This is a genomic window from Mesorhizobium sp. NPDC059054 (genome assembly GCF_042739215.1).
Classification (GTDB): Bacteria; Pseudomonadota; Alphaproteobacteria; order Rhizobiales; family Rhizobiaceae; genus Mesorhizobium.
In genome coordinates, this window is sequence record NZ_JBHYHV010000008.1 from 58,980 (window position 1) to 76,135 (window position 17,156).

The 17,156-nt window shown below is 62.5% G+C and carries 17 protein-coding genes; 10 read left to right on the top strand and 7 right to left on the bottom strand.

Annotated elements, in window-relative coordinates; translation table 11 throughout:
* Positions 1 to 89: 89 nt before the first annotated feature.
* Positions 90 to 1,097, bottom strand: coding sequence for a BMP family protein (locus ACFWXH_RS28590; protein WP_379124827.1), 1,008 nt, complete (start codon positions 1,095 to 1,097; stop codon positions 90 to 92).
* A 239-nt stretch (positions 1,098 to 1,336) separates the two neighbouring features.
* Between ACFWXH_RS28590 and ACFWXH_RS28595 the strand changes: the two genes are divergently transcribed.
* A complete protein-coding gene (locus ACFWXH_RS28595; protein WP_054313461.1) occupies positions 1,337 to 1,921 on the top strand; it encodes an amino acid synthesis family protein in 585 nt (194 codons plus the stop codon).
* Positions 1,918 to 2,502 carry an amino acid synthesis family protein gene (locus ACFWXH_RS28600; protein WP_379124828.1) on the top strand — a complete coding sequence of 195 codons (585 nt, stop codon included), beginning with the start codon at positions 1,918 to 1,920 and terminating at the stop codon, positions 2,500 to 2,502. The genes ACFWXH_RS28595 and ACFWXH_RS28600 overlap by 4 nt, the downstream gene beginning before the upstream one ends.
* A 45-nt stretch (positions 2,503 to 2,547) precedes the next feature.
* Here ACFWXH_RS28600 and ACFWXH_RS28605 read toward each other — a convergent pair whose 3' ends face one another.
* The 3 genes from ACFWXH_RS28605 to ACFWXH_RS28615 form a co-directional block, all read right to left on the bottom strand.
* The gene (locus ACFWXH_RS28605; RefSeq protein WP_379124829.1) at positions 2,548 to 3,747 is read right to left on the bottom strand and encodes an amidohydrolase family protein; all 1,200 of its coding nucleotides are present in this window, start codon (positions 3,745 to 3,747) and stop codon (positions 2,548 to 2,550) included.
* Between the two features lie 112 nt (positions 3,748 to 3,859).
* Positions 3,860 to 4,387 carry a MarR family winged helix-turn-helix transcriptional regulator gene (locus ACFWXH_RS28610; RefSeq protein ID WP_379124830.1) on the bottom strand — a complete coding sequence of 176 codons (528 nt, stop codon included), beginning with the start codon at positions 4,385 to 4,387 and terminating at the stop codon, positions 3,860 to 3,862.
* Positions 4,388 to 4,436: 49 nt separating this feature from the next.
* Positions 4,437 to 5,081, bottom strand: a complete 645-nt coding sequence (locus tag ACFWXH_RS28615) for a cysteine hydrolase family protein (protein WP_379124947.1) — start codon at positions 5,079 to 5,081, stop codon at positions 4,437 to 4,439.
* A gap of 252 nt (positions 5,082 to 5,333) precedes the next feature.
* Between ACFWXH_RS28615 and ACFWXH_RS28620 the strand changes: the two genes are divergently transcribed.
* Together ACFWXH_RS28620 and ACFWXH_RS28625 are read left to right on the top strand one after the other, a co-directional pair.
* Entirely contained in the window at positions 5,334 to 6,176 is an 843-nt protein-coding gene (locus ACFWXH_RS28620; RefSeq protein WP_379124831.1) for an NAD-dependent epimerase/dehydratase family protein, read from the top strand.
* A gap of 10 nt (positions 6,177 to 6,186) precedes the next feature.
* Entirely contained in the window at positions 6,187 to 6,999 is an 813-nt protein-coding gene (locus tag ACFWXH_RS28625) for an SDR family NAD(P)-dependent oxidoreductase (RefSeq protein ID WP_379124832.1), read from the top strand.
* A gap of 18 nt (positions 7,000 to 7,017) precedes the next feature.
* Here ACFWXH_RS28625 and ACFWXH_RS28630 read toward each other — a convergent pair whose 3' ends face one another.
* A complete protein-coding gene (locus tag ACFWXH_RS28630) occupies positions 7,018 to 7,764 on the bottom strand; it encodes a GntR family transcriptional regulator (protein ID WP_379124833.1) in 747 nt (248 codons plus the stop codon).
* A gap of 161 nt (positions 7,765 to 7,925) precedes the next feature.
* Between ACFWXH_RS28630 and ACFWXH_RS28635 the strand changes: the two genes are divergently transcribed.
* The 6 genes from ACFWXH_RS28635 to ACFWXH_RS28660 all read left to right on the top strand — a co-directional run bounded on the left by ACFWXH_RS28635 (position 7,926) and on the right by ACFWXH_RS28660 (position 14,581).
* Complete coding sequence (locus ACFWXH_RS28635; protein WP_379124834.1) at positions 7,926 to 9,308, top strand: 6-phospho-beta-glucosidase; 1,383 nt, start codon at positions 7,926 to 7,928, stop codon at positions 9,306 to 9,308.
* Entirely contained in the window at positions 9,308 to 10,249 is a 942-nt protein-coding gene (locus tag ACFWXH_RS28640) for a carbohydrate kinase family protein (protein WP_379124835.1), read from the top strand. Before ACFWXH_RS28635 ends, ACFWXH_RS28640 begins: the two co-directional genes overlap by 1 nt.
* A 47-nt stretch (positions 10,250 to 10,296) precedes the next feature.
* Positions 10,297 to 11,556: an ABC transporter substrate-binding protein gene (locus ACFWXH_RS28645; protein ID WP_379124948.1), complete on the top strand. Its 1,260-nt coding sequence runs from the start codon at positions 10,297 to 10,299 to the stop codon at positions 11,554 to 11,556.
* A gap of 150 nt (positions 11,557 to 11,706) precedes the next feature.
* Entirely contained in the window at positions 11,707 to 12,825 is a 1,119-nt protein-coding gene (locus ACFWXH_RS28650; RefSeq protein ID WP_379124836.1) for an ABC transporter ATP-binding protein, read from the top strand.
* Entirely contained in the window at positions 12,822 to 13,718 is an 897-nt protein-coding gene (locus ACFWXH_RS28655; RefSeq protein ID WP_054313471.1) for a carbohydrate ABC transporter permease, read from the top strand. Before ACFWXH_RS28650 ends, ACFWXH_RS28655 begins: the two co-directional genes overlap by 4 nt.
* Entirely contained in the window at positions 13,715 to 14,581 is an 867-nt protein-coding gene (locus tag ACFWXH_RS28660) for a carbohydrate ABC transporter permease (protein WP_379124837.1), read from the top strand. Before ACFWXH_RS28655 ends, ACFWXH_RS28660 begins: the two co-directional genes overlap by 4 nt.
* 69 nt (positions 14,582 to 14,650) lie before the next feature.
* Here ACFWXH_RS28660 and ACFWXH_RS28665 read toward each other — a convergent pair whose 3' ends face one another.
* The gene (locus ACFWXH_RS28665; protein ID WP_379124838.1) at positions 14,651 to 15,739 is read right to left on the bottom strand and encodes an alcohol dehydrogenase family protein; all 1,089 of its coding nucleotides are present in this window, start codon (positions 15,737 to 15,739) and stop codon (positions 14,651 to 14,653) included.
* A gap of 29 nt (positions 15,740 to 15,768) precedes the next feature.
* Positions 15,769 to 17,148 (bottom strand): aspartate aminotransferase family protein, encoded by a 1,380-nt coding sequence (locus tag ACFWXH_RS28670; RefSeq protein WP_379124839.1) that lies wholly within the window; start codon positions 17,146 to 17,148, stop codon positions 15,769 to 15,771.
* Between the last annotated feature and the right edge of the window lie 8 nt (positions 17,149 to 17,156).

The following is a 17,156-nucleotide window of genomic DNA, read 5'->3' on the forward strand; positions in this document are numbered from 1 at the left end:
CCCCGAGGCGGGGCCGATCGATTTCTACCTGATTTTCGGGAAAAGATCGCTCCGGAAGCCGCCGAGGACGGCTCCGGAAACCGAGTGCGTCACTTGTGACGCTCGACCTTGATCGAGCCGTCGGCGATGCCCTTCTTGATCTCATCGAGCTTGGCGGTCACGTCGGCTGGGATCGACGGTGCGATATCGTCGCAGATCTTCACCTCGACGCCACCGGAAGCGAGATCGAACGTACGGGTGCCTGCCGTGACCTTGCGGCCTTCGACCTCATCCTTGATCAGGCTGTAGACAGCGATATCGCCGCGCTTGAGCATGGAGGCAAGGACATTGCCCGGCGCCGAGGCGCACATGTCGACGTCAACGCCGATGGAATATTTGTCGACGGCAGCACTTGCCTGCATCACGCCTTCGCCGGTCGGGCCGGCGACGTTGTAGACGATGTCGGTGCCTTGCCCGTAGAGCGCCTGCGCCAGTTCGCTGCCCTTGGCCGGGTCGTCGAATGTGCCGGCGAAGACGGAGTTCACCTTCACGTCGGGCGCGGCATATTTCGAGCCCTGCTCATAGCCGCCGAGGAAGTTGCGGATGACCGGGATGTCGCGGCCGCCGACAAAGCCGATGGACTTGCCATCGCCGATCTTGTCGAAGGCGCTGCCCTTGTTCTCGATCATGCCTGCAAGCGCCCCTGCGACGAAGGAACCCTGTTCCTCGGCGAAGTTGGCATAGATCATTTTGTCGCTGTCGAGCACGCCGTCGATGAAGACAAAGCGCTGGTCCGGATAGGCGGCACTGGCCTTCTGAAGCGCGTCGACCAGTTCCCAGCCCATCACGAAGATCAGATCGTACTGGCCGCCTTTTGCCAGATTGGCGAACTGCTCCTCATAGTCGAGCGCGCGGTTGCCGGTGTCGACGAGTTTGAGGTCGACACCGAACTCGTCCTTGGCCTTGTTGAGACCGTTGACGATCGAGACGCCGAAGCCTTGCGCGAAATATCCGGAGATCGCCGCGACGGACACCTTGCCGTTGGCGGCGGCGGCCGAGCCAAGCGAGGTCGCCAGGGCCACACCGGCGATCAGGCACTTTTGGAATACGCTTTTCATCTCACTCCCCATTAAAGCTCCCGCCTTCAAAGCTTCGGGTTCGGTTTTCGATATCCAAAACTTGTTGGTGGTCATATGACTTTATGGGCGGTCAGACGAACTGTCAATCAGCGAGAATGCGCTCGAAATCGTTGCCATGCTTCGGAGAAGGGGTGCTTTCTGTCACGTGGGTTGACAAAGATCGCGGAACAATAATTGTTGATACTCTAACAAGTTTCAGCCGGGAGATCGGGACAGCGATGCCAGATGTGGTCGTCAGGAAAATGGTCGTGCAGGTCGAGGAGATATTTCACGAGGGAGGGCCGGCGCGTCGCGATCCGGTAAAGCGGGGCGTTGTGCTTGCGGTCATCGCGAATCCTTATGCGGGCCGCTATGTCGAGGACATCCAGCCTTTCATGGAGGATCTGAAACCCTTGGGGCTGGAGATGGCGCGGAAGCTTGTCGACGCACTCGGTGGCGATGCCTCGGCAGTGGAAGGCTATGGCAAGGGTGCCGTCGTTGGCGGTGGCGGCGAACTCGAGCATGGTGCGCTCTGGCACAACCCCGGCGGCTACGCGATGCGCGAATTGCTTGGCGGCGCGAAGGCGATTGTTCCCTCCAGCAAAAAGGTTGGTGGGCCCGGTGCTCGCATCGACATCCCGATCACCCACATCAACGCTTCTTATGTGCGCAGCCACTTCGACGCCATCGAGGCTGGCATCAGCGACGCTCCGCGAAACAATGAGATGGTTCTGGTGCTGGCCATGACCACCGGAGCCCGCGTACACGCGCGTGCCGGCGGCCTGCAGGCACAAGATATCAAGGGCGAGGACGGCCTGCGATGAGCGCACGAATCCGCCGGATCATCACGGTCGTGGAGGAGGTCCGCGCCGAGGGCGCCAGACCGGTCGATCCTCCGACAAGGCGTGCTGCCGCCATCGCGGTCATCCACAATCCTTACGCCGGCCGGTATGTCGACGATCTCTCCGAATTGATCGCCGTTGGTGAAGCGCTGGGAGACATTTTGCCGCGCCGGGCAGTGGCCGCGTTGGGCATTGCCGGCGATGAGATCGAAAGTTTTGGCAAGGCCGCAGCCGTTGGGGCAGAGGGCGAGCTGGAACATGCGGCGGCGATCCTGCATCCGAAGCTCGGTGCGCCCTTTCGACAGGTGCTTGGCAGGGGCGCCGCCCTCATTCCGTCATCCAAGAAGCGCGGCGGCATGGGCATGCCGCTCGACATCCCGCTGGGCCACAAGGACGCGGCCAAGGTGCGCAGCCATTTCGACGGCATGGAAGTACGCGTGCCGGATGCGCCACGAGACGATGAAATCGTGGTGGCCATTGCCGTTACCGATTCCGGCCGACCTTTGCCGCGCGTCGGCGGACTGAGCAAAGACAAGATCGTCGGCGAAGACGGCGTGAACTGACAAACTAAAAAGGCGGCCGCCAGGCCGCCTTTTTCTTATCGCGCCTTACGCGATCATTTCCGGTACCCGGATCGCGGGTGGGGTATTGCGGCTGCGCGCCGTGCGCACGACGCCATCGATCATGATCATGCCGATGCCGGGCAGATTGCCGAGCGCCAGGCTTTCCAGGAAACCCTCACCGATGCCGCCCGCGGCCTGATCCATGAAGACGAGGTCGGCGGCTCGACCGGTCTCGATCAGGCCACGGTCCCGAAGATTGCGCATCCGCGCGGTGTTGCCGGTCGCGAAGCAGAATACCGTTTCGGTCGGCACATCGCCCAGCGAAGCAAGATGGCAGATGGTGCGCAGGATGCCGAGCGGTTGTACCCCCGAACCGGCCGGTCCGTCGGTGCCGAGGACGACACGACCAAGTTCATCGCGTTTCCTGGCGAGGTCGAGGACGAACAGGCCGGTGCGCAAATTGCCGTTGTGCACGATTTCCAAGGCACGTGGGCTCTCTTCGCAAATGCGGCGGATCTCGTCGTCCGGCAATGCGGTCGGCCCCCCGTTGACGTGAGCGATCACGTCGGCATCCACTTCAATGACGACGTCGGCGCCAATACGGCCGGAACCGGGGATGGAGGGGCCGCCGGTGTGAGTCATCGAGGTCATGCCGTACTTGCGTGCCCAGGCGATCATCTGGCGGCCGGTGGGGCCATCCTTCACGCCGCCGAGCCCGACCTCTCCGATCAACGTCACGCCGGCGTCGGCCAGTTCCCTGAAATCGGCTTCCGTCATGCCTGGCTCGAGCACGGGCGCGCCGGCGATGATCTTCATGCCGCCTGGCCTGAAATTCGCAAAGGCGCGCTGCGAGGCGATGCCCAGTGCCTTCACGCCCACAATGTCCTTCGGCCGGCCGGGATAATGGGCCTCGCCGGCGGATATGATCGTGGTGACGCCACCATGCAGGGTCGAATCGATCCATCCGATCTGGTTCTGGCGCGGGGTCCAATCGCCCGCCGCCGGATGGACGTGATTGTCGATCAGGCCGGGCGTGACGACGCAACCATTCGCGTCGATGACGGTCGCGTTGCCGCCGGCACCAAGTTCCTCGGCCGTCCCGATGCCGGCTATCAATCCGTCTTCGACAAGAATTGCGTTTGCGCTCAGCACCGGTTGCCCGATATCCCCGCTGAGCATGAGGCCGATGTTGCGGATGAGTGTTCTGCCGCTTTGAGTGGCGTTGCTTTGCGGGTCATGCGCCATGAAAGGGCCTCCTGTCTGCTTGTTTCTTGTTGCGGGCGCGAGCAACGGCATCCGCCGTCGGAGCCGGCGGCTCATTGCTGCGGAATTGAGTGGTCGGCGTCAGGTCAGAGGATCATTTGCCTTCGAGGCTTTCGTCCTCGCTGATGCGCAGCAGCAGCCTCAGAAGCGTGATCTGTTCGGGAGCCGAAAGGGGCGAGAGCAGGCGCCTCCCGACTTCGACGCTTCGCTCCAACCGTTCGAGTGTATAGCGGATCCCTTCATCGGTGAGCGTGATGATCGCCAGGCGCTGATCCGTCTTGGAAGGACTGCGCCTGATCAGCCCCTGCTTGAGCAACTTGCGAACCACGAGGCTTATCGTTGACGGATCTATTGCCGTCATGCGGCCGAGCTGGTTCTGCGAGACTTCGCCGTGCTTGAGAATGGTGGCCAGGGCAGCGAACTGCGTCGGCGACAGGTCTTCGCCCGCCATGATCTGCTGGAAGCAGAGTGTTGCACGCTGGTGCGCCCGGCGCACCACATGAGCGGGATGCGCGTCCAGATCATAGCCGGTCTCGGCGTAGCGGATCACCGCTTCTTCCCGACTGATCTTGTCGCCTTTGGATGGACTGGATTTTTCGGCGTTGTTGTCGAGGATCGTCACGAACTGCCTTACCTTCTTGCTGGACGCCCGACGCCGGCAGTTGCCGGTGTCAGGCCGCGATGGTCGCGTTTTCCACAAAAGCGCCTTCGGTGAGCGCCCGAACGACAGCTTCGGAATCGCTGACGACTCCGAAGTGAGTCGAAATGTCGTAAAGCGTGCTTTCCTGCTCGCGCGGCCCGGTCGCAGCACAGCAGTCGGCCGGCACGACGACCTGATAGCCGTTGAAAAACGCATCATGAACGGTAGAGCGCACGCAGATATTGGTGACGACGCCGAAGACGATCAGTTGGTCGACCAGCATGTCCTTGAGCGTCAGGTCGAGATCCGTCTGGAAGAAGGCCGAGAAACGGCGCTTTATGAGGTGGATCTCATTTGGCCGGGCGCCGAGTTCATCGACGATGTCGACCCCCCAGGTGCCTTCGATACAATGCGGCGAACGCTTGAGGAATTCGCGGTCCCGGCGCAGGCCGGGGCGATGTGCGTCATGCACCCAGATCACCGGCGCGCCGATCGCGCGGGCCGTTTCAATGAGGCGCAACTGCGGTGCAAACAGGGTTTCGCTGCCGGGCAGCACCATGGCCCCGCCCGGTTTGCAGAAGTCATTGACCATGTCGACAACAACGACTGCGGCCCGGTCCGGATCGAGCGTCACTCCACCTTCTTGCCGATGCGACGAGAAACTATCCAATGCCATGCCCAATCCTCCCCGGCGCTGCCGATTGTTGGTGGTCATACAAAAAACCGCTACGCTTTCCAAGTCAATCCTTGCGTCTTTAATTCTGGTGCAAGCCCGGATCAGCGCAGTGCGACCCGACGTTTATCGGATTTTGAAGCTTTCCGGGAGTTGCGCAAAGGGCATTGACAACGCGTTCGGATTGAGGTCTCCGATTGTTTGACCATCAATGATATTTGTGCAGTTCTATGACGCGTTGAGGAGGGCCATCGCATGAAGATCACCGTTACCGGATCCAGCGGGCTCCTTGGCCATCACGTGGCGGCTGCCTTCGTTGCGGCCGGCCATGAGGTTCTTGGCATCGATGCCATCGCGCCGAAGACCGATCATGGCTGGGTCCATGTCGGCGCCGACCTGACCGATCTCGGCATCGCGCTGCAACTGATCCGGGAATGCGATGCCGTCGCGCATATCGCCGCCATTCCGCGTCCGACGGGAAAGGCGCCTTCCGAAGTTTTCGCAACCAACATGGCCTTGGCCTATAACGTCACTGAGGCGGCGGCACTGAACGGGGTGAAGCGCTTCATCTACGCTTCCTCCTTCAGTGTCCTGGGATATCCGTTCGCCGATATCCTTCCGGCTCCGGCCTATCTTCCGATCGACGAAAACCATCCGATCGGGGCGCAGGATGCCTACGGCCTGTCGAAATGGCTGGGCGAGGAGATTGTCGAGGCGGCTGTGCGGCGTGGTGCGTTTTCAGCGGTCAGCCTGCGCATGCCGTGGATCCAGACGCCGCAGGCTTTCTTCGAAACCGTCGTGCCGCGCCGTAGCCTCCAGGAGTCTGCGAGGGATCTGTGGAGCTATCTTGACGCGCGTGACGCCGCCGATGCCTTCGTGCAGGCTTTGGGCTGGAAGGGAGACGGGCACCTGCGCACGTTCCTGAGTGCCGCCGACACCTATTCGGAAGAGCCGACCGAAACACTTGTCGCCAGGGCATTCCCCACCACGCCGGTTTCGCCGGCTCTGCCGGGCTTCACCTCCGTCATCGACAATGGGCATGCCCGCGCCACACTGGGGTTCGCGCCACGCTATTCCTGGCGCGACTACGAGAATTGAGGAGTCCACGATGCAGCGTTTCGAAGGCAAGGTCGCGTTGGTTACCGGAGGTGGCGGAGCGATCGGCAGCGCAACGGCGCTGCGTTTCGCAAAGGAAGGCGCCCGCGTGGCGATCGTCGACATCGACGAACAGCGGGCCAAGGCTATAGCGGCCACCATCGGAGACAAGGCGATCGCGATCGCCGCCGACGTTTCGGACGAGACTGCAGCCGGTGAAGCGGTTGCGAAAACCGTAGAGGCTTTTGGCCGTCTCGACGTCGTGTTCAACAATGCCGGTATCTCTGGCAAGGTCGCTCCCGTCCACGAACTGCCGATCGAGGATTGGGATGCCATCGTGCGCATCAACCTGCGCAGCATGTTCATCGTGCTTCAGGCTTCGCTCCGCTCGATGATCTCGGCGGGCACCGAGGGAGCGATTGTCAACATGGGGTCTTCCATGGCCGGTTGGGACGTTCTTTCCGGAGGCGCCGGCTATGCGTCAACCAAGCATGGCGTGGTCGGCCTGACGCGCGTCGCAGCCCTCGACGCCGCGCCCTATGGCATCCGGGTCAATGCGATCTGCCCCGGGGTCATCGAGACGACGCTGGGCGTGCCCGCAGCCGATAGGGCCGGTTATCTTTCAGGCATCCAGCGTTTCGCCGACCGCATTCCGCTGCGCCGCATCGGGCAGCCGGAAGACGTTGCCGCCGCTGTCGCGTTCCTCGCCGCCGACGAAGCGCGCCACATCACCGGAGTGGACTGGCTGATCGATGGTGGCCAGACCCTGCAGAGCTGGGCCAATGCACCGGAAGCGGCCGCGTTCCCGGATCATCGTCGCAGGTGATGTTGGGGCAAGATCGCCTCAAGCCTGCGACAGCACTTGTGGATGTAGTGTCACCGAAACCGAGAGATTAACCGGCCGGTTGTCGTTGTCATAGGCGATCTGGTCGATGACCAGGGCGGCCGCGGGCGCGTCGACCTGCAGCAGTACTACCTCTTCACTGGTCAAAAGCCGCGCGCTGACGATCGTCTCCCCGCGCACCGGCACGACCGAATAACGTTCGCGCAGCTCGCCATAGAGCGAGCGGTTGCCGCTCGACCAGTCGAGGTCGAGCAGGCCGGGGGCGAGGGCTGGCGACAGCCAGTCTTCCTGCACCGTCACCGGTACATCGTCCAGGAAACGCAGGCGTCTGAGATAAACGACATCGGCGCCGTCGGGCAGGAACAGCGGCCGGGTGATTTCACGGTTGGCCTTGCCGACCCAGCCTTCGATCAGGCGACTGCCTGGCTTGCGGTTCGTGGTGATCGCCGTCGATGTGAAGCTCTTCAGGAGATCGAGTTCGAAAGGCTTGGCCTTGCCGCCGGTGACGTAGAAGCCCTTGCCGGGATGGCTGGCGACATAGCCGTCATGCTCGAGGTCCTTCAGCGCCTGGCGCACGGTGATCCGGCTCACGCCGAGCAGTTCGACCAGCTCGCGTTCCGAGGACAGTTTGGAATTGAGCGGCTGCCGTCCGTTCTCGATCAGGTTCAGGATGTGCCGCCGAACCTGCATGTAAAGCGGCGCCGGATCGTTGCGGTCGAGCGGCTGGGTGGGACGAGCGTCCTTCAACGATGATCTCCGGTTGGGCGGATGCCTGTACCGCGAAAACCGGTCGATGGCATCGGAAAATCTTCTGACACGCGGAACTGCATCCAAGCAACAAATGTTCGTTGACATCACTGGTTATATCCAGTTCTAATGACCTTGTCACGGCATTGCATGAGGAACAGATGAAGCTGACTTTGATCGGTGGCGGAGGCGTTCGCGCGCCATTGTTCGTGGGGTCGGCTTTGCGGCGTGCCCAGAAAAGCGGGCTGACGGAAATCTGTCTGCACGACATCAATTCCGACAAGCTGGAAACCTTCGGCGCGCTGAGTTCGGAACTCGCCGTGCGCATGCAGTCACGGGTGCGCATATCGACGGCTTCGGACGCCGAGCGGGCACTCGACGGTGCGTCCTATGTCGTCACCACCGTCCGTCCCGGCGACGAGGAAGGCCGGATCAAGGACGAACGGATCGCGCTCGCCCACGGCGTGCTCGGACAGGAGACGACCGGCCCCGGTGGCTTCGCCATGGCGCTGCGCAGCATTCCCGTCATCCTCGATTATGCCAAGCAATTGCGCAGGGTCAGTCCCAATGCCTGGCTGTTCAACTTCACCAATCCGGCTGGCCTCGTCACGCAGGCGCTGCAGGATGCCGGTTTCGATCGCGTCATCGGCATCTGCGACGGCGCCAACGGCGCGCAGGAAGCAGTCGCATCCCGCTTCCAGGTGCCGCAGAACGATGTCCGTACCGAGGTCTTTGGCCTGAACCATCTGTCGTTCACGCGGGCGGCCTATGTGAACGGCAAGGAAGTCCTGCAGGATCTGCTCGACGACGACGCCTTCCTGGCCTCGACCTCGCAGCGCATGTTCGCGCCATCGGTCGTGCGCCGGCATCGCCTGTGGATCAACGAATATCTCTACTACTACTATTATGCGGAAAAGGCGGTTGCCGCCGTGCAGAACGACAAGCGGACGCGCGGCGAGGAAGTGCGCGATCTCAACCGCTCCCTGATGGCCCGGCTGAAGGAGATCGGCGTCACGCGGAACGCCGACGAGGCGCTGTCGGCCTATTTCGCCTATGAGCAGCGGCGCAACGCAACCTACATGCATTATGCTCGCGGCGATGCACCGAGCATGGAGGAAGCCGATCAGACCTCCGGCCTGCCGGAGGAGTCGACCGGTCACGAAGGTGAAGGTTATGCAGGCGTCGCGCTCAATCTCGTCGACGCCTTGCAGACCGGCGTGCCTTGCTACAGCGGGCTCAACATCCGAAACGGCGATGCCATCGACGGCCTGCGCGCGGACGACGTGGTGGAGGTCAGCTGCGTCATCGACAAGGACGGCGTGCGCCCGACCAGGATCGGTGCGATGCCTGAAGCGCAGTCCCAGCTTGTCCAGAACGTCAAGCATTACGAACGGCTGGCGGTTGCGGCCATCCGTGAACGGCGCCGCGATGTCGCGGTGGAGGCGCTGGTGGCGCATCCGCTCGTGCTGTCCTATTCGCGTGCCGAGCCTCTGGTGGATGAATATCTCAAGGCGCATGCAGCCTATGTCGGCGAGTGGCGCTGATGAACGGACCCGCGCCGGCCAATCGTTATGACGTCATGGTTGTGGGGGAATACTACTACGACCTGATCTTCACCGATCTGCCCACACTGCCAAGCCTGGGAACGGACATCTGGGCGAAGAGCTTCGACGACCTGCCGGGCGCCAGTTACACGACGGCGCTGGCACTGACGCGGCTCGGGTTGAAGGCCGGCTGGTGGTGCGGTTTCGGCACCGACATCTTCAGCCGCATGGTGCTGGACGAGGTACGGCGCGAAGGCATCGATGAAGGACTGTTCCAAAGGCATGACGGTCCCTTGCGCCGGGTCAGTGCCGCTTTCTCCTTTCAGCATGACCGCGGCTTCATCAGCTATGTCGATGAGCATGATCGCGATCCGACGGTTGAGGACGTTGAAGCAGTGCAGCCGCTTGTGCTGATGCTGCAAGGTTTTGCCAGGAGCCCCGAACGGCTTGCCCTCATCAACGGCGCGCGCCGGGCCGGCGTGCTCGTCTGCGGCGAATGCCAGCACCTCGATTTCGGCATCGAAGCCGAAGGCGTTGTCGATGTCCTGCAGGCGCTGGACATGTTCGTGCCCAACGAGACGGAAGCAGTCCAGTTTACGGGAACAGCGGATGCCGAGGCCGCACTTGAAATTCTGGCGCGCTACGTTCGCACCGTGGTGATCAAGTGTGGTGCGAACGGCGCCATCGCAATCCATGACGGGCGCCGCTATGCGGTTCCCGCTCCGAAGGTCGAGGTCGTCGACACCACCGGGGCCGGCGATTCTTTCAATGCCGGCCTGATCTATGGCGTGCTGCGTGGCGCGCCGTTCGAGGAGGCGCTCCGCTACGCCGTTGTCTGCGGTTCGCTGTCCACCACCGACTATGGCGGTCGCGCCTTGCCGCGCGAAGCCGATCTGCTCGCGCATGTCTCTCAAGACGGGAAGGAGAAACACGCGCGATAGCCATTTCACCGACATCATCCGAAGCAACAGAGGGAACAAAGACAATGATGATGAGATCCATCGCGCTCGGCGCGGCCATGCTTTTTTCCGCAACGGCGATGCCCGCCTGGGCGGACAGCGTCTCCATGTTCTGCGGTGCCAGCGAATATGAGCTTTGCGCCAAGGCGGCTGCCGGCTTCAAGGAAAAGACCGGCAACGACGTCAAGATCACCAAGATGCCGGCGCTTCTGGATGATGCCATCCCGATCTACCAGCAGCTTCTGGCGGCCCAGTCCACCGATGCCGACGTGCTGTTCATCGACGTGATCTGGATCGGCATGCTCCAGCGCAACATGCTGGACCTCAAGCCGCTGGTTCCGGCCGAGGAAGTGGCGCAGCATTTCCAGTCGACCATCGATGCCGCCACGACACAGGACGGTCGGCTGGTGGCGCTTCCCTGGTACATGGATACCGGGCTGATGTACTATCGCAAGGACCTGCTCGAGAAATACGGCAAACAGCCGCCGAAGACCTGGGATGAGCTGACCGAAACGGCCAAGTTCATCCAGGACAAGGAGCGCGCCGCCGGCAGTCCGGATCTCTGGGGTTTCACCTGGCAGGGCAAGAGCTATGAAGGCCTGACCTGCGACGCCATCGAATGGATCGCTTCCGGCGGTGGTGGCACCATCATCGAGCCGGATGGCAAGGTTTCGATCAACAATCCGGCGGCCGCCAAGGCGCTGACGCGCGCCAAGGGCTGGGTCAAGACGATCAGCCCGGAAGGTGTACTCGGCTATGACGAGGAAACCTCGCGCGCGGTGTTCGAGGCCGGCAATGCGGTCTTCCACCGCAATTGGCCCTATGTCTGGGGAACCTCGCAGGCCGACGGCTCCAAGGTTGCCGGCAAGGTCGGCATGATGGCTCTGCCCGTCGGCGCCGATGGCCAGAAGTCGAGCGGTTGCCTTGGTCCGATGTATCTCGGCATCTCGAAATATACGGCCAAACCCGAACTTGCGACCGAGCTCCTGCGCTACCTCGTCGGACCCGAGGTGCAGAAGATGCGGGCCATCGAAGGCGCTTACAACCCGACGCAGAAATCGCTCTACAGCGACAAGGATGTTCTGGCGAAACTGCCGTTCCTCGCCGACGCGCAGGCGGCCTTCGATGGTTCGGTGGCGCGTCCGTCAGGCTATACCGGGTCGAGCTACAACCGCGTCTCACAGGCCTTCTATCGTGCCGTCCACGAGATCCTGGCTGACGGCGCCGATGCCGACAAGACGCTGACCGATCTTGCCGGCCGGCTGGAGAAGCTGAAGGAAAGCCGTTAACTCCCATGACTGGTTCCGGCGTCGTCTGGCGCCGGAACTATCCGCTTGCCTTTCCAGCTCTTTTTTGACGCATGATCTTGTCCGAAAAAGTCTGCAACTTTTTACTGCGCTGACCTTCGGTTCTGGATCATGCTCTAGCCAGAGGATGCCATGGCATCAGTTGCCCTGCGGTCAGTGTCCAAGTCGTTTGGTCACGTTCCGGTCATCACCGACGTCAATCTTGAGATCGCCGACGGTGAACTGGTCGTCTTCGTCGGTCCGTCGGGTTGTGGCAAGTCGACCTTGCTGCGCCTGATTGCCGGGCTGGTGCCGGTTGGCGCAGGCGACGTCGTCATCGACGGTGAGGTGGTGACGGATATTCCGGCTTCGAAACGCGGCATAGCCTTCGTCTTCCAGAGCTACGCGCTCTATCCGCACATGACGATCGCACGCAACATCGGCTTCGCGCTGGAGACGCTCGGGCTGTCGCGGCAGGAGATCGACGCCAAGGTGGCCGAAGTCGCGGCAACGCTGAAGATCGACCATCTGTTGGCGCGGCGCCCGCGCGAACTCTCCGGTGGGCAGCGCCAGCGGGTCGCGATCGGTCGCGCCCTGGTGCGCCAGCCGGAAGTGTTCCTGTTCGACGAACCGCTGTCCAACCTCGATTCCGACCTGCGCATGGAGATGCGCATGGAGATCGCCAAGTTGCATGCCAATCTGGCGGCGACGATGATCTATGTCACCCACGACCAGGTCGAGGCGATGACGCTGGCCGATCGCATCGTCGTCCTGAACAAGGGGCGCATCGAGCAGATCGGCACGCCGCAACAGCTTTATCATGCGCCGCAGAACCGTTTCGTCGCCGGTTTCATCGGCAGCCCGCGCATGAACTTCATGGCCGTCTCGGCAAGCGCCTCCGGTACCGATTGCAGCGTGCAGGGACCGGGAAACCTGTCGCTCGATGTCACGCTGTCCGGGCCTGGGATGCCCGCGGAAATCGGCATCCGGCCCGAAGCTGTGTCGATCGCCACGCAGGGGCAGGGCAAGGTCACCGGCACGCTGGAGCGGCTGGAAGACCTCGGTCACGAACATCTCGCCTATGTGCGCATTGCGCCCGATGTCGCCTGGTCGGTGAGGCTGTCGAATGCGCTGGGCAAGGTCGCGACCGGCACATCGATCGGCCTGGACTGGCGCTTCGAGGATCTCTTCCTCTTCGACAAGGATGGCCGCCGGCTCGATCATTCGCTGAGCCATGAGCGCTCCGCCGCAGCCAATGGAGGCCGGGCGTGAAGACGAGGCTCGAACGGCGTGAGCATCTTTCGGGGCTGCTGTTCGTCGCGCCGCTGATCGTCGTCCTCATCCTGGTGGCGGGCTGGCCGCTGGCGCGCACTCTCTATTTTTCCCTCACCGATGCCTACCTCGACGACAGCGCCAACCACGTTCTGGTCGGCTTCGATAATTTCGTCGAGGTCGCTGGCGACCCTGTCTGGTGGCGGGCGGTTCGCAACACGGCAATCTTCACTGCGATCTCCGTCGCCATCGAGACCGTTCTCGGACTGGCGATCGCGCTTCTGGTGCATGGAGCCATCCCCGGACGCGGATTGGTGCGCGCGGCTATCCTGGTGCCATGGGCGATGCCGGTGGTCGTTTCCACCAAGATCTGGGAATGGATGCTCAACGACCAGTTCGGCGTGGTCAATCGCGCGATCGTCGGGCTGGGGCTTGCCGATCACGGCGTCGCCTGGGTCGCGAATGGTTCCCTGCTGCTTGGCGTCGTCATCTTCATCGACGTCTGGATGACCACGCCGTTTATGGTGCTGCTGATCCTCGCCGGCCTGCAGATCCTGCCCGAGGAGATCTTCGAGGCCGCCGAGGTCGATGGCATTCCGTGGTGGAAACGTTTGTGGTCGATCACCTTGCCGCTGCTCGCGCCGACCATCGGCGTCGCGGTGCTGTTTCGCGTGCTCGATGCGTTGCGTATGTTCGACCTTGCCTACGTGCTGGCCGGCGCCAACGTGAACGCCATGACGATGTCGATCTATGCGCGTGATCGCCTGATCAACAACCAGGAGCTCGGCATCGGCTCGGCTGCCTCGACCATGGTCTTCCTGCTGATTGCCTTTGTGGCGATCTTCATCGTCGGCGCGCTGCGGCTTGATCGATCGGGAGCGACGGAGCGATGAGCACGCGTGTGAAACGGCGCTCGGGCGCTTACTACAGGGCCATGCGCCGCGTGCGCCGGGTCGCGCTTGGCTGCGTGACGGCACTCGTCCTGTTCTATGTGCTTTTCCCCTACTATTGGGCGATCGTTTCCTCGACCAAGCAGGGTGCGGAGCTCTACAATTCGGTGCTGCTGCCGGCGCTGGATTTCAGGCACTACAAGGAACTGTTCCGCGACGCCAATTTCGCCACCTCGATCTTCAATTCGCTCTGCGTCGCCATCTCGACCACCGCACTGTCACTAGGCCTGGGCACGCTTGCTGCCTATGCGCTCGGCCGCCTCAATTTCCCGGAGCGGCGTTCGCTGCTTTTGACCGTGCTGATGATCTCGATCTTCCCGCAGGTGGTGGTGCTGTCTGGCATGTTCGAACTGATCCGCTGGTTCGGCCTCTACAACCGCGTCTGGTCGCTGGTCTTCGCCTACCTCATCTTCACGCTGCCATTCACCACCTGGGTGCTGACCAGCTTCATCCGCGAGTTCCCGCGCGAGCTGGAAGAGGCGGCGATCATGGACGGATGTTCGCATTGGCGCATCCTCACCAGCATTCTTCTGCCGTTGATGGGACCGGCGCTCGTCAGCACAGGCCTGCTGGCTTTCATCCTGGCCTGGAATGAGTTCCTGTTCGCGCTGACCTTCACCCTGACCGAAGGAAGCCGCACGGTGCCTGTGGCGATCGGCCTGCTGGCCGGCAACTCGCGTTATGAATATCCGTTCGGTCCGATCATGGCCGCGTCGGTCACGGTCACCTTGCCTTTGATCGTCCTGGTGCTGTTCTTCCAGCGCAAGATCGTCGCCGGGTTGACCGCCGGTGCCGTCAAGGGCTGAGGGCGCCGGCCCGATTATCCCCTGGTCGGCATCACCTGGACCAGGTGATGCCGTTGCCGATGTCCCGGTTTACTCAGTCCACATCGCATCAGGCACAACCACGAGCTTGCCGACGAAGTCCTTGGCCATGAAGTCGGTCTGGGCCTTGTGGAAATCCGAGAGCCGGTAGACACCGCCGACCAGCGGCTTGATCTTCTTTTCCTCGATGTAACGCACGATGCGGCGGAAATCGGCGCGCGTGCCTTGCGAGGAACCATGCAGCTGAAGCTGCTTCAGATACATGGTCCTGAGATCGAGCTGCACCACCGGCCCAGCGATAGCGCCGGCCGTGGTATAGCGGCCTTCGGGGCGCAGGATGCGCAGCAGGTCGTTGAAGGCAGGTCCGCCGACGAGGTCGGCGACCACGTCGATCGGCTGGCCATCGGTTGCCTCGGCTACTGCCTTGGGTAGATCGACGACGCCGCGCGTGATGACCTTTTCCGCGCCGATATCGAGCAGCGCCTGCTCCTTGCCCTTGCCGACCACGGCATAGGGGATGGCGCCGCGCGCGCGGGCCAGTTGCACGATGCCCGAGCCGACACCGCCCGAAGCGCCGGTGACCAGCACGCGTTCGCCTGCTTTCAGCCCGGCCCGTTCCAGCATCTGCTCGCCGGTCAGGTAGGCGCAGCAGAAGGTCGCCAGTTCGATGTCGGTGAGTTCGGTGTCCACCACATGCGCGTTTTCAGCCGGCAGCACCTGGTATTCGGCGTAACCGCCATCGCGGCCATGGCCCATGTAGTCGATGTCGGCCAATGAATCGTCGTCGCGGTTGTAGATGGAGAAATCCACCATCACCCGTTCGCCGAGCCGTCTGGGTGACACGCCTTCGCCCACGGCAACGATCGCGCCGACCGTGTCGGTGCCCTGAATGCGCGGAAAGGTCAGTGTGTTGCCCTGGCGGCGCCAGGTCGAAACGGCTGCCGCATCTTCTTCCGTGCCGTAGGCGCCTTGGCGCACCCACACGTCGGTGTTGTTCATGCCGCATGCCGTCACCTTGACCAGCACTTCACCGGCGGCAGGTTTCGGCACTCGGGCATCGGTGCGGTAGACGAGCTTCTCGAGCCCGCCATGGCCAGTCAGCAGCACGGCGGCCATGGTGTCGGGCAAGGGTTTTGTCATCGTATTCTTTATTGGCGCATTCATGCTTCTCAGACCTTGGAAAAGACGCTTTTCACCGCATCCGCGGTTTTCTCGACGATGGTATCGGCTTCCTGCCTGGTCAGGCAGAGCGGCGGCGCGAAACCAAGGATGTCGCCCTGTGGCATCGCACGGGCGATGACGCCGCGTTCCAGCAGAGCTGCGGACACCTGCGGGCCGATCTTTTCGGACGCGTCGAAGAAGACGCGCCCGTCACGATCCTTGACGAATTCCACCGCCGCCAGCATGCCTTCGCCGCGCACCTCGCCCACATTCTTGTGGTCGCCGAGCGCCTTGCTCAGTTGCTGGTTGAGATAGGCGCCGGTTTCGCCGGCATTCTTCACCAGATCCATCTCGTCGATGAGCTCCAGATTGGCGACGCCGGCAGCGGCGCAGATCGGATGGGACGAATAGGTCCAGCCATGGCCGATCGGGCCAAGCTTGTCGGAGCCCTCCACCAGCACCTTCCACATCGTGTCGCGCACGATGACGCCGGAGAGCGGCGCATAGGCCGAGGTCAGTCCCTTGGCGATGGTGATGAGATCGGGCTTCATGCCGTAATGGTCGGAGCCGAACATCGAGCCCAGTCGCCCGAAGCCGGTCACCACCTCGTCGGCCACCAGCAGGATGTCATATTTGGCAAGCACCGCCTGGATCTTCTGCCAGTAGCCGGCGGGCGGCGGCACGATGCCGCCGGTGCCCAGCACCGGCTCGCCGATGAAGGCAGCGATCGTTTCCGGGCCTTGCGCCAGGATCAGCGCTTCGAGCTGATCGGCGCAATATTGCGAGAACTGCTCCTCGGACTGCGAACGGTCGGCGCGGCGATAATAGTAAGGCGCTTCCGTGTGCAGGATCGGCGCGCGCGGCAGGTCGAAAGCGTTGTGGAAGCCGGCAAGGCCGGTCAGCGAACCGGTCATCACGCCCGAGCCGTGATAGCCGCGCCAGCGCGAGATGATCTTCTTCTTCTCCGGCTTGCCGCGGACGTTGTTGTAGTACCAGATCAGCTTGATGTTGGTTTCGTTGGCATCGGAGCCGGACAGGCCGAAATAGACGCGCGACATGCCTTGCGGCGCGCGGTCGATGATCATCTTGGAGAGCCGGATCGAGGTCTCGGTGCCGTGCCCGACATAGGCATGGTAGTAGGCAAGGCTCTTGGCCTGCTCGGCGATCGCATCGGCGATCTTCTGGCGGCCGTAGCCGACATTGACGCAGTAGAGCCCGGCAAAGGCATCCAGGCTCTTCTTGCCGGTCGTATCCCACACGGTCACGCCTTCGCCGCCGGCCATGACGCGGTTCGGCATCTCGCCACGCGCATGCATGCCCATATGGGTCGAGGGGTGGAAGAAGTGGTCGCGATCCCAGGCGGTGAGTTCGTTGGATTGCTGCAGCATGTTTTTCT

Excerpts from the sequence above, each read along its gene's own strand:
- ACFWXH_RS28635 (WP_379124834.1), top strand. The coding sequence starts at position 7,926 with ATGAAGCTGACTTTGATCGGTGGCGGAGGCGTTCGCGCGCCATTGTTC.
- ACFWXH_RS28660 (WP_379124837.1), top strand. The coding sequence starts at position 13,715 with ATGAGCACGCGTGTGAAACGGCGCTCGGGCGCTTACTACAGGGCCATG.
- ACFWXH_RS28625 (WP_379124832.1), top strand. The coding sequence starts at position 6,187 with ATGCAGCGTTTCGAAGGCAAGGTCGCGTTGGTTACCGGAGGTGGCGGA.
- ACFWXH_RS28670 (WP_379124839.1), bottom strand. The coding sequence starts at position 17,148 with ATGCTGCAGCAATCCAACGAACTCACCGCCTGGGATCGCGACCACTTC.
- ACFWXH_RS28665 (WP_379124838.1), bottom strand. The coding sequence starts at position 15,739 with ATGACAAAACCCTTGCCCGACACCATGGCCGCCGTGCTGCTGACTGGC.
- ACFWXH_RS28620 (WP_379124831.1), top strand. The coding sequence starts at position 5,334 with ATGAAGATCACCGTTACCGGATCCAGCGGGCTCCTTGGCCATCACGTG.
- ACFWXH_RS28645 (WP_379124948.1), top strand. The coding sequence starts at position 10,297 with ATGATGAGATCCATCGCGCTCGGCGCGGCCATGCTTTTTTCCGCAACG.
- ACFWXH_RS28650 (WP_379124836.1), top strand. The coding sequence starts at position 11,707 with ATGGCATCAGTTGCCCTGCGGTCAGTGTCCAAGTCGTTTGGTCACGTT.
- ACFWXH_RS28600 (WP_379124828.1), top strand. The coding sequence starts at position 1,918 with ATGAGCGCACGAATCCGCCGGATCATCACGGTCGTGGAGGAGGTCCGC.
- ACFWXH_RS28615 (WP_379124947.1), bottom strand. The coding sequence starts at position 5,081 with ATGGCATTGGATAGTTTCTCGTCGCATCGGCAAGAAGGTGGAGTGACG.
- ACFWXH_RS28595 (WP_054313461.1), top strand. The coding sequence starts at position 1,337 with ATGCCAGATGTGGTCGTCAGGAAAATGGTCGTGCAGGTCGAGGAGATA.
- ACFWXH_RS28605 (WP_379124829.1), bottom strand. The coding sequence starts at position 3,747 with ATGGCGCATGACCCGCAAAGCAACGCCACTCAAAGCGGCAGAACACTC.
- ACFWXH_RS28640 (WP_379124835.1), top strand. The coding sequence starts at position 9,308 with ATGAACGGACCCGCGCCGGCCAATCGTTATGACGTCATGGTTGTGGGG.
- ACFWXH_RS28590 (WP_379124827.1), bottom strand. The coding sequence starts at position 1,097 with ATGAAAAGCGTATTCCAAAAGTGCCTGATCGCCGGTGTGGCCCTGGCG.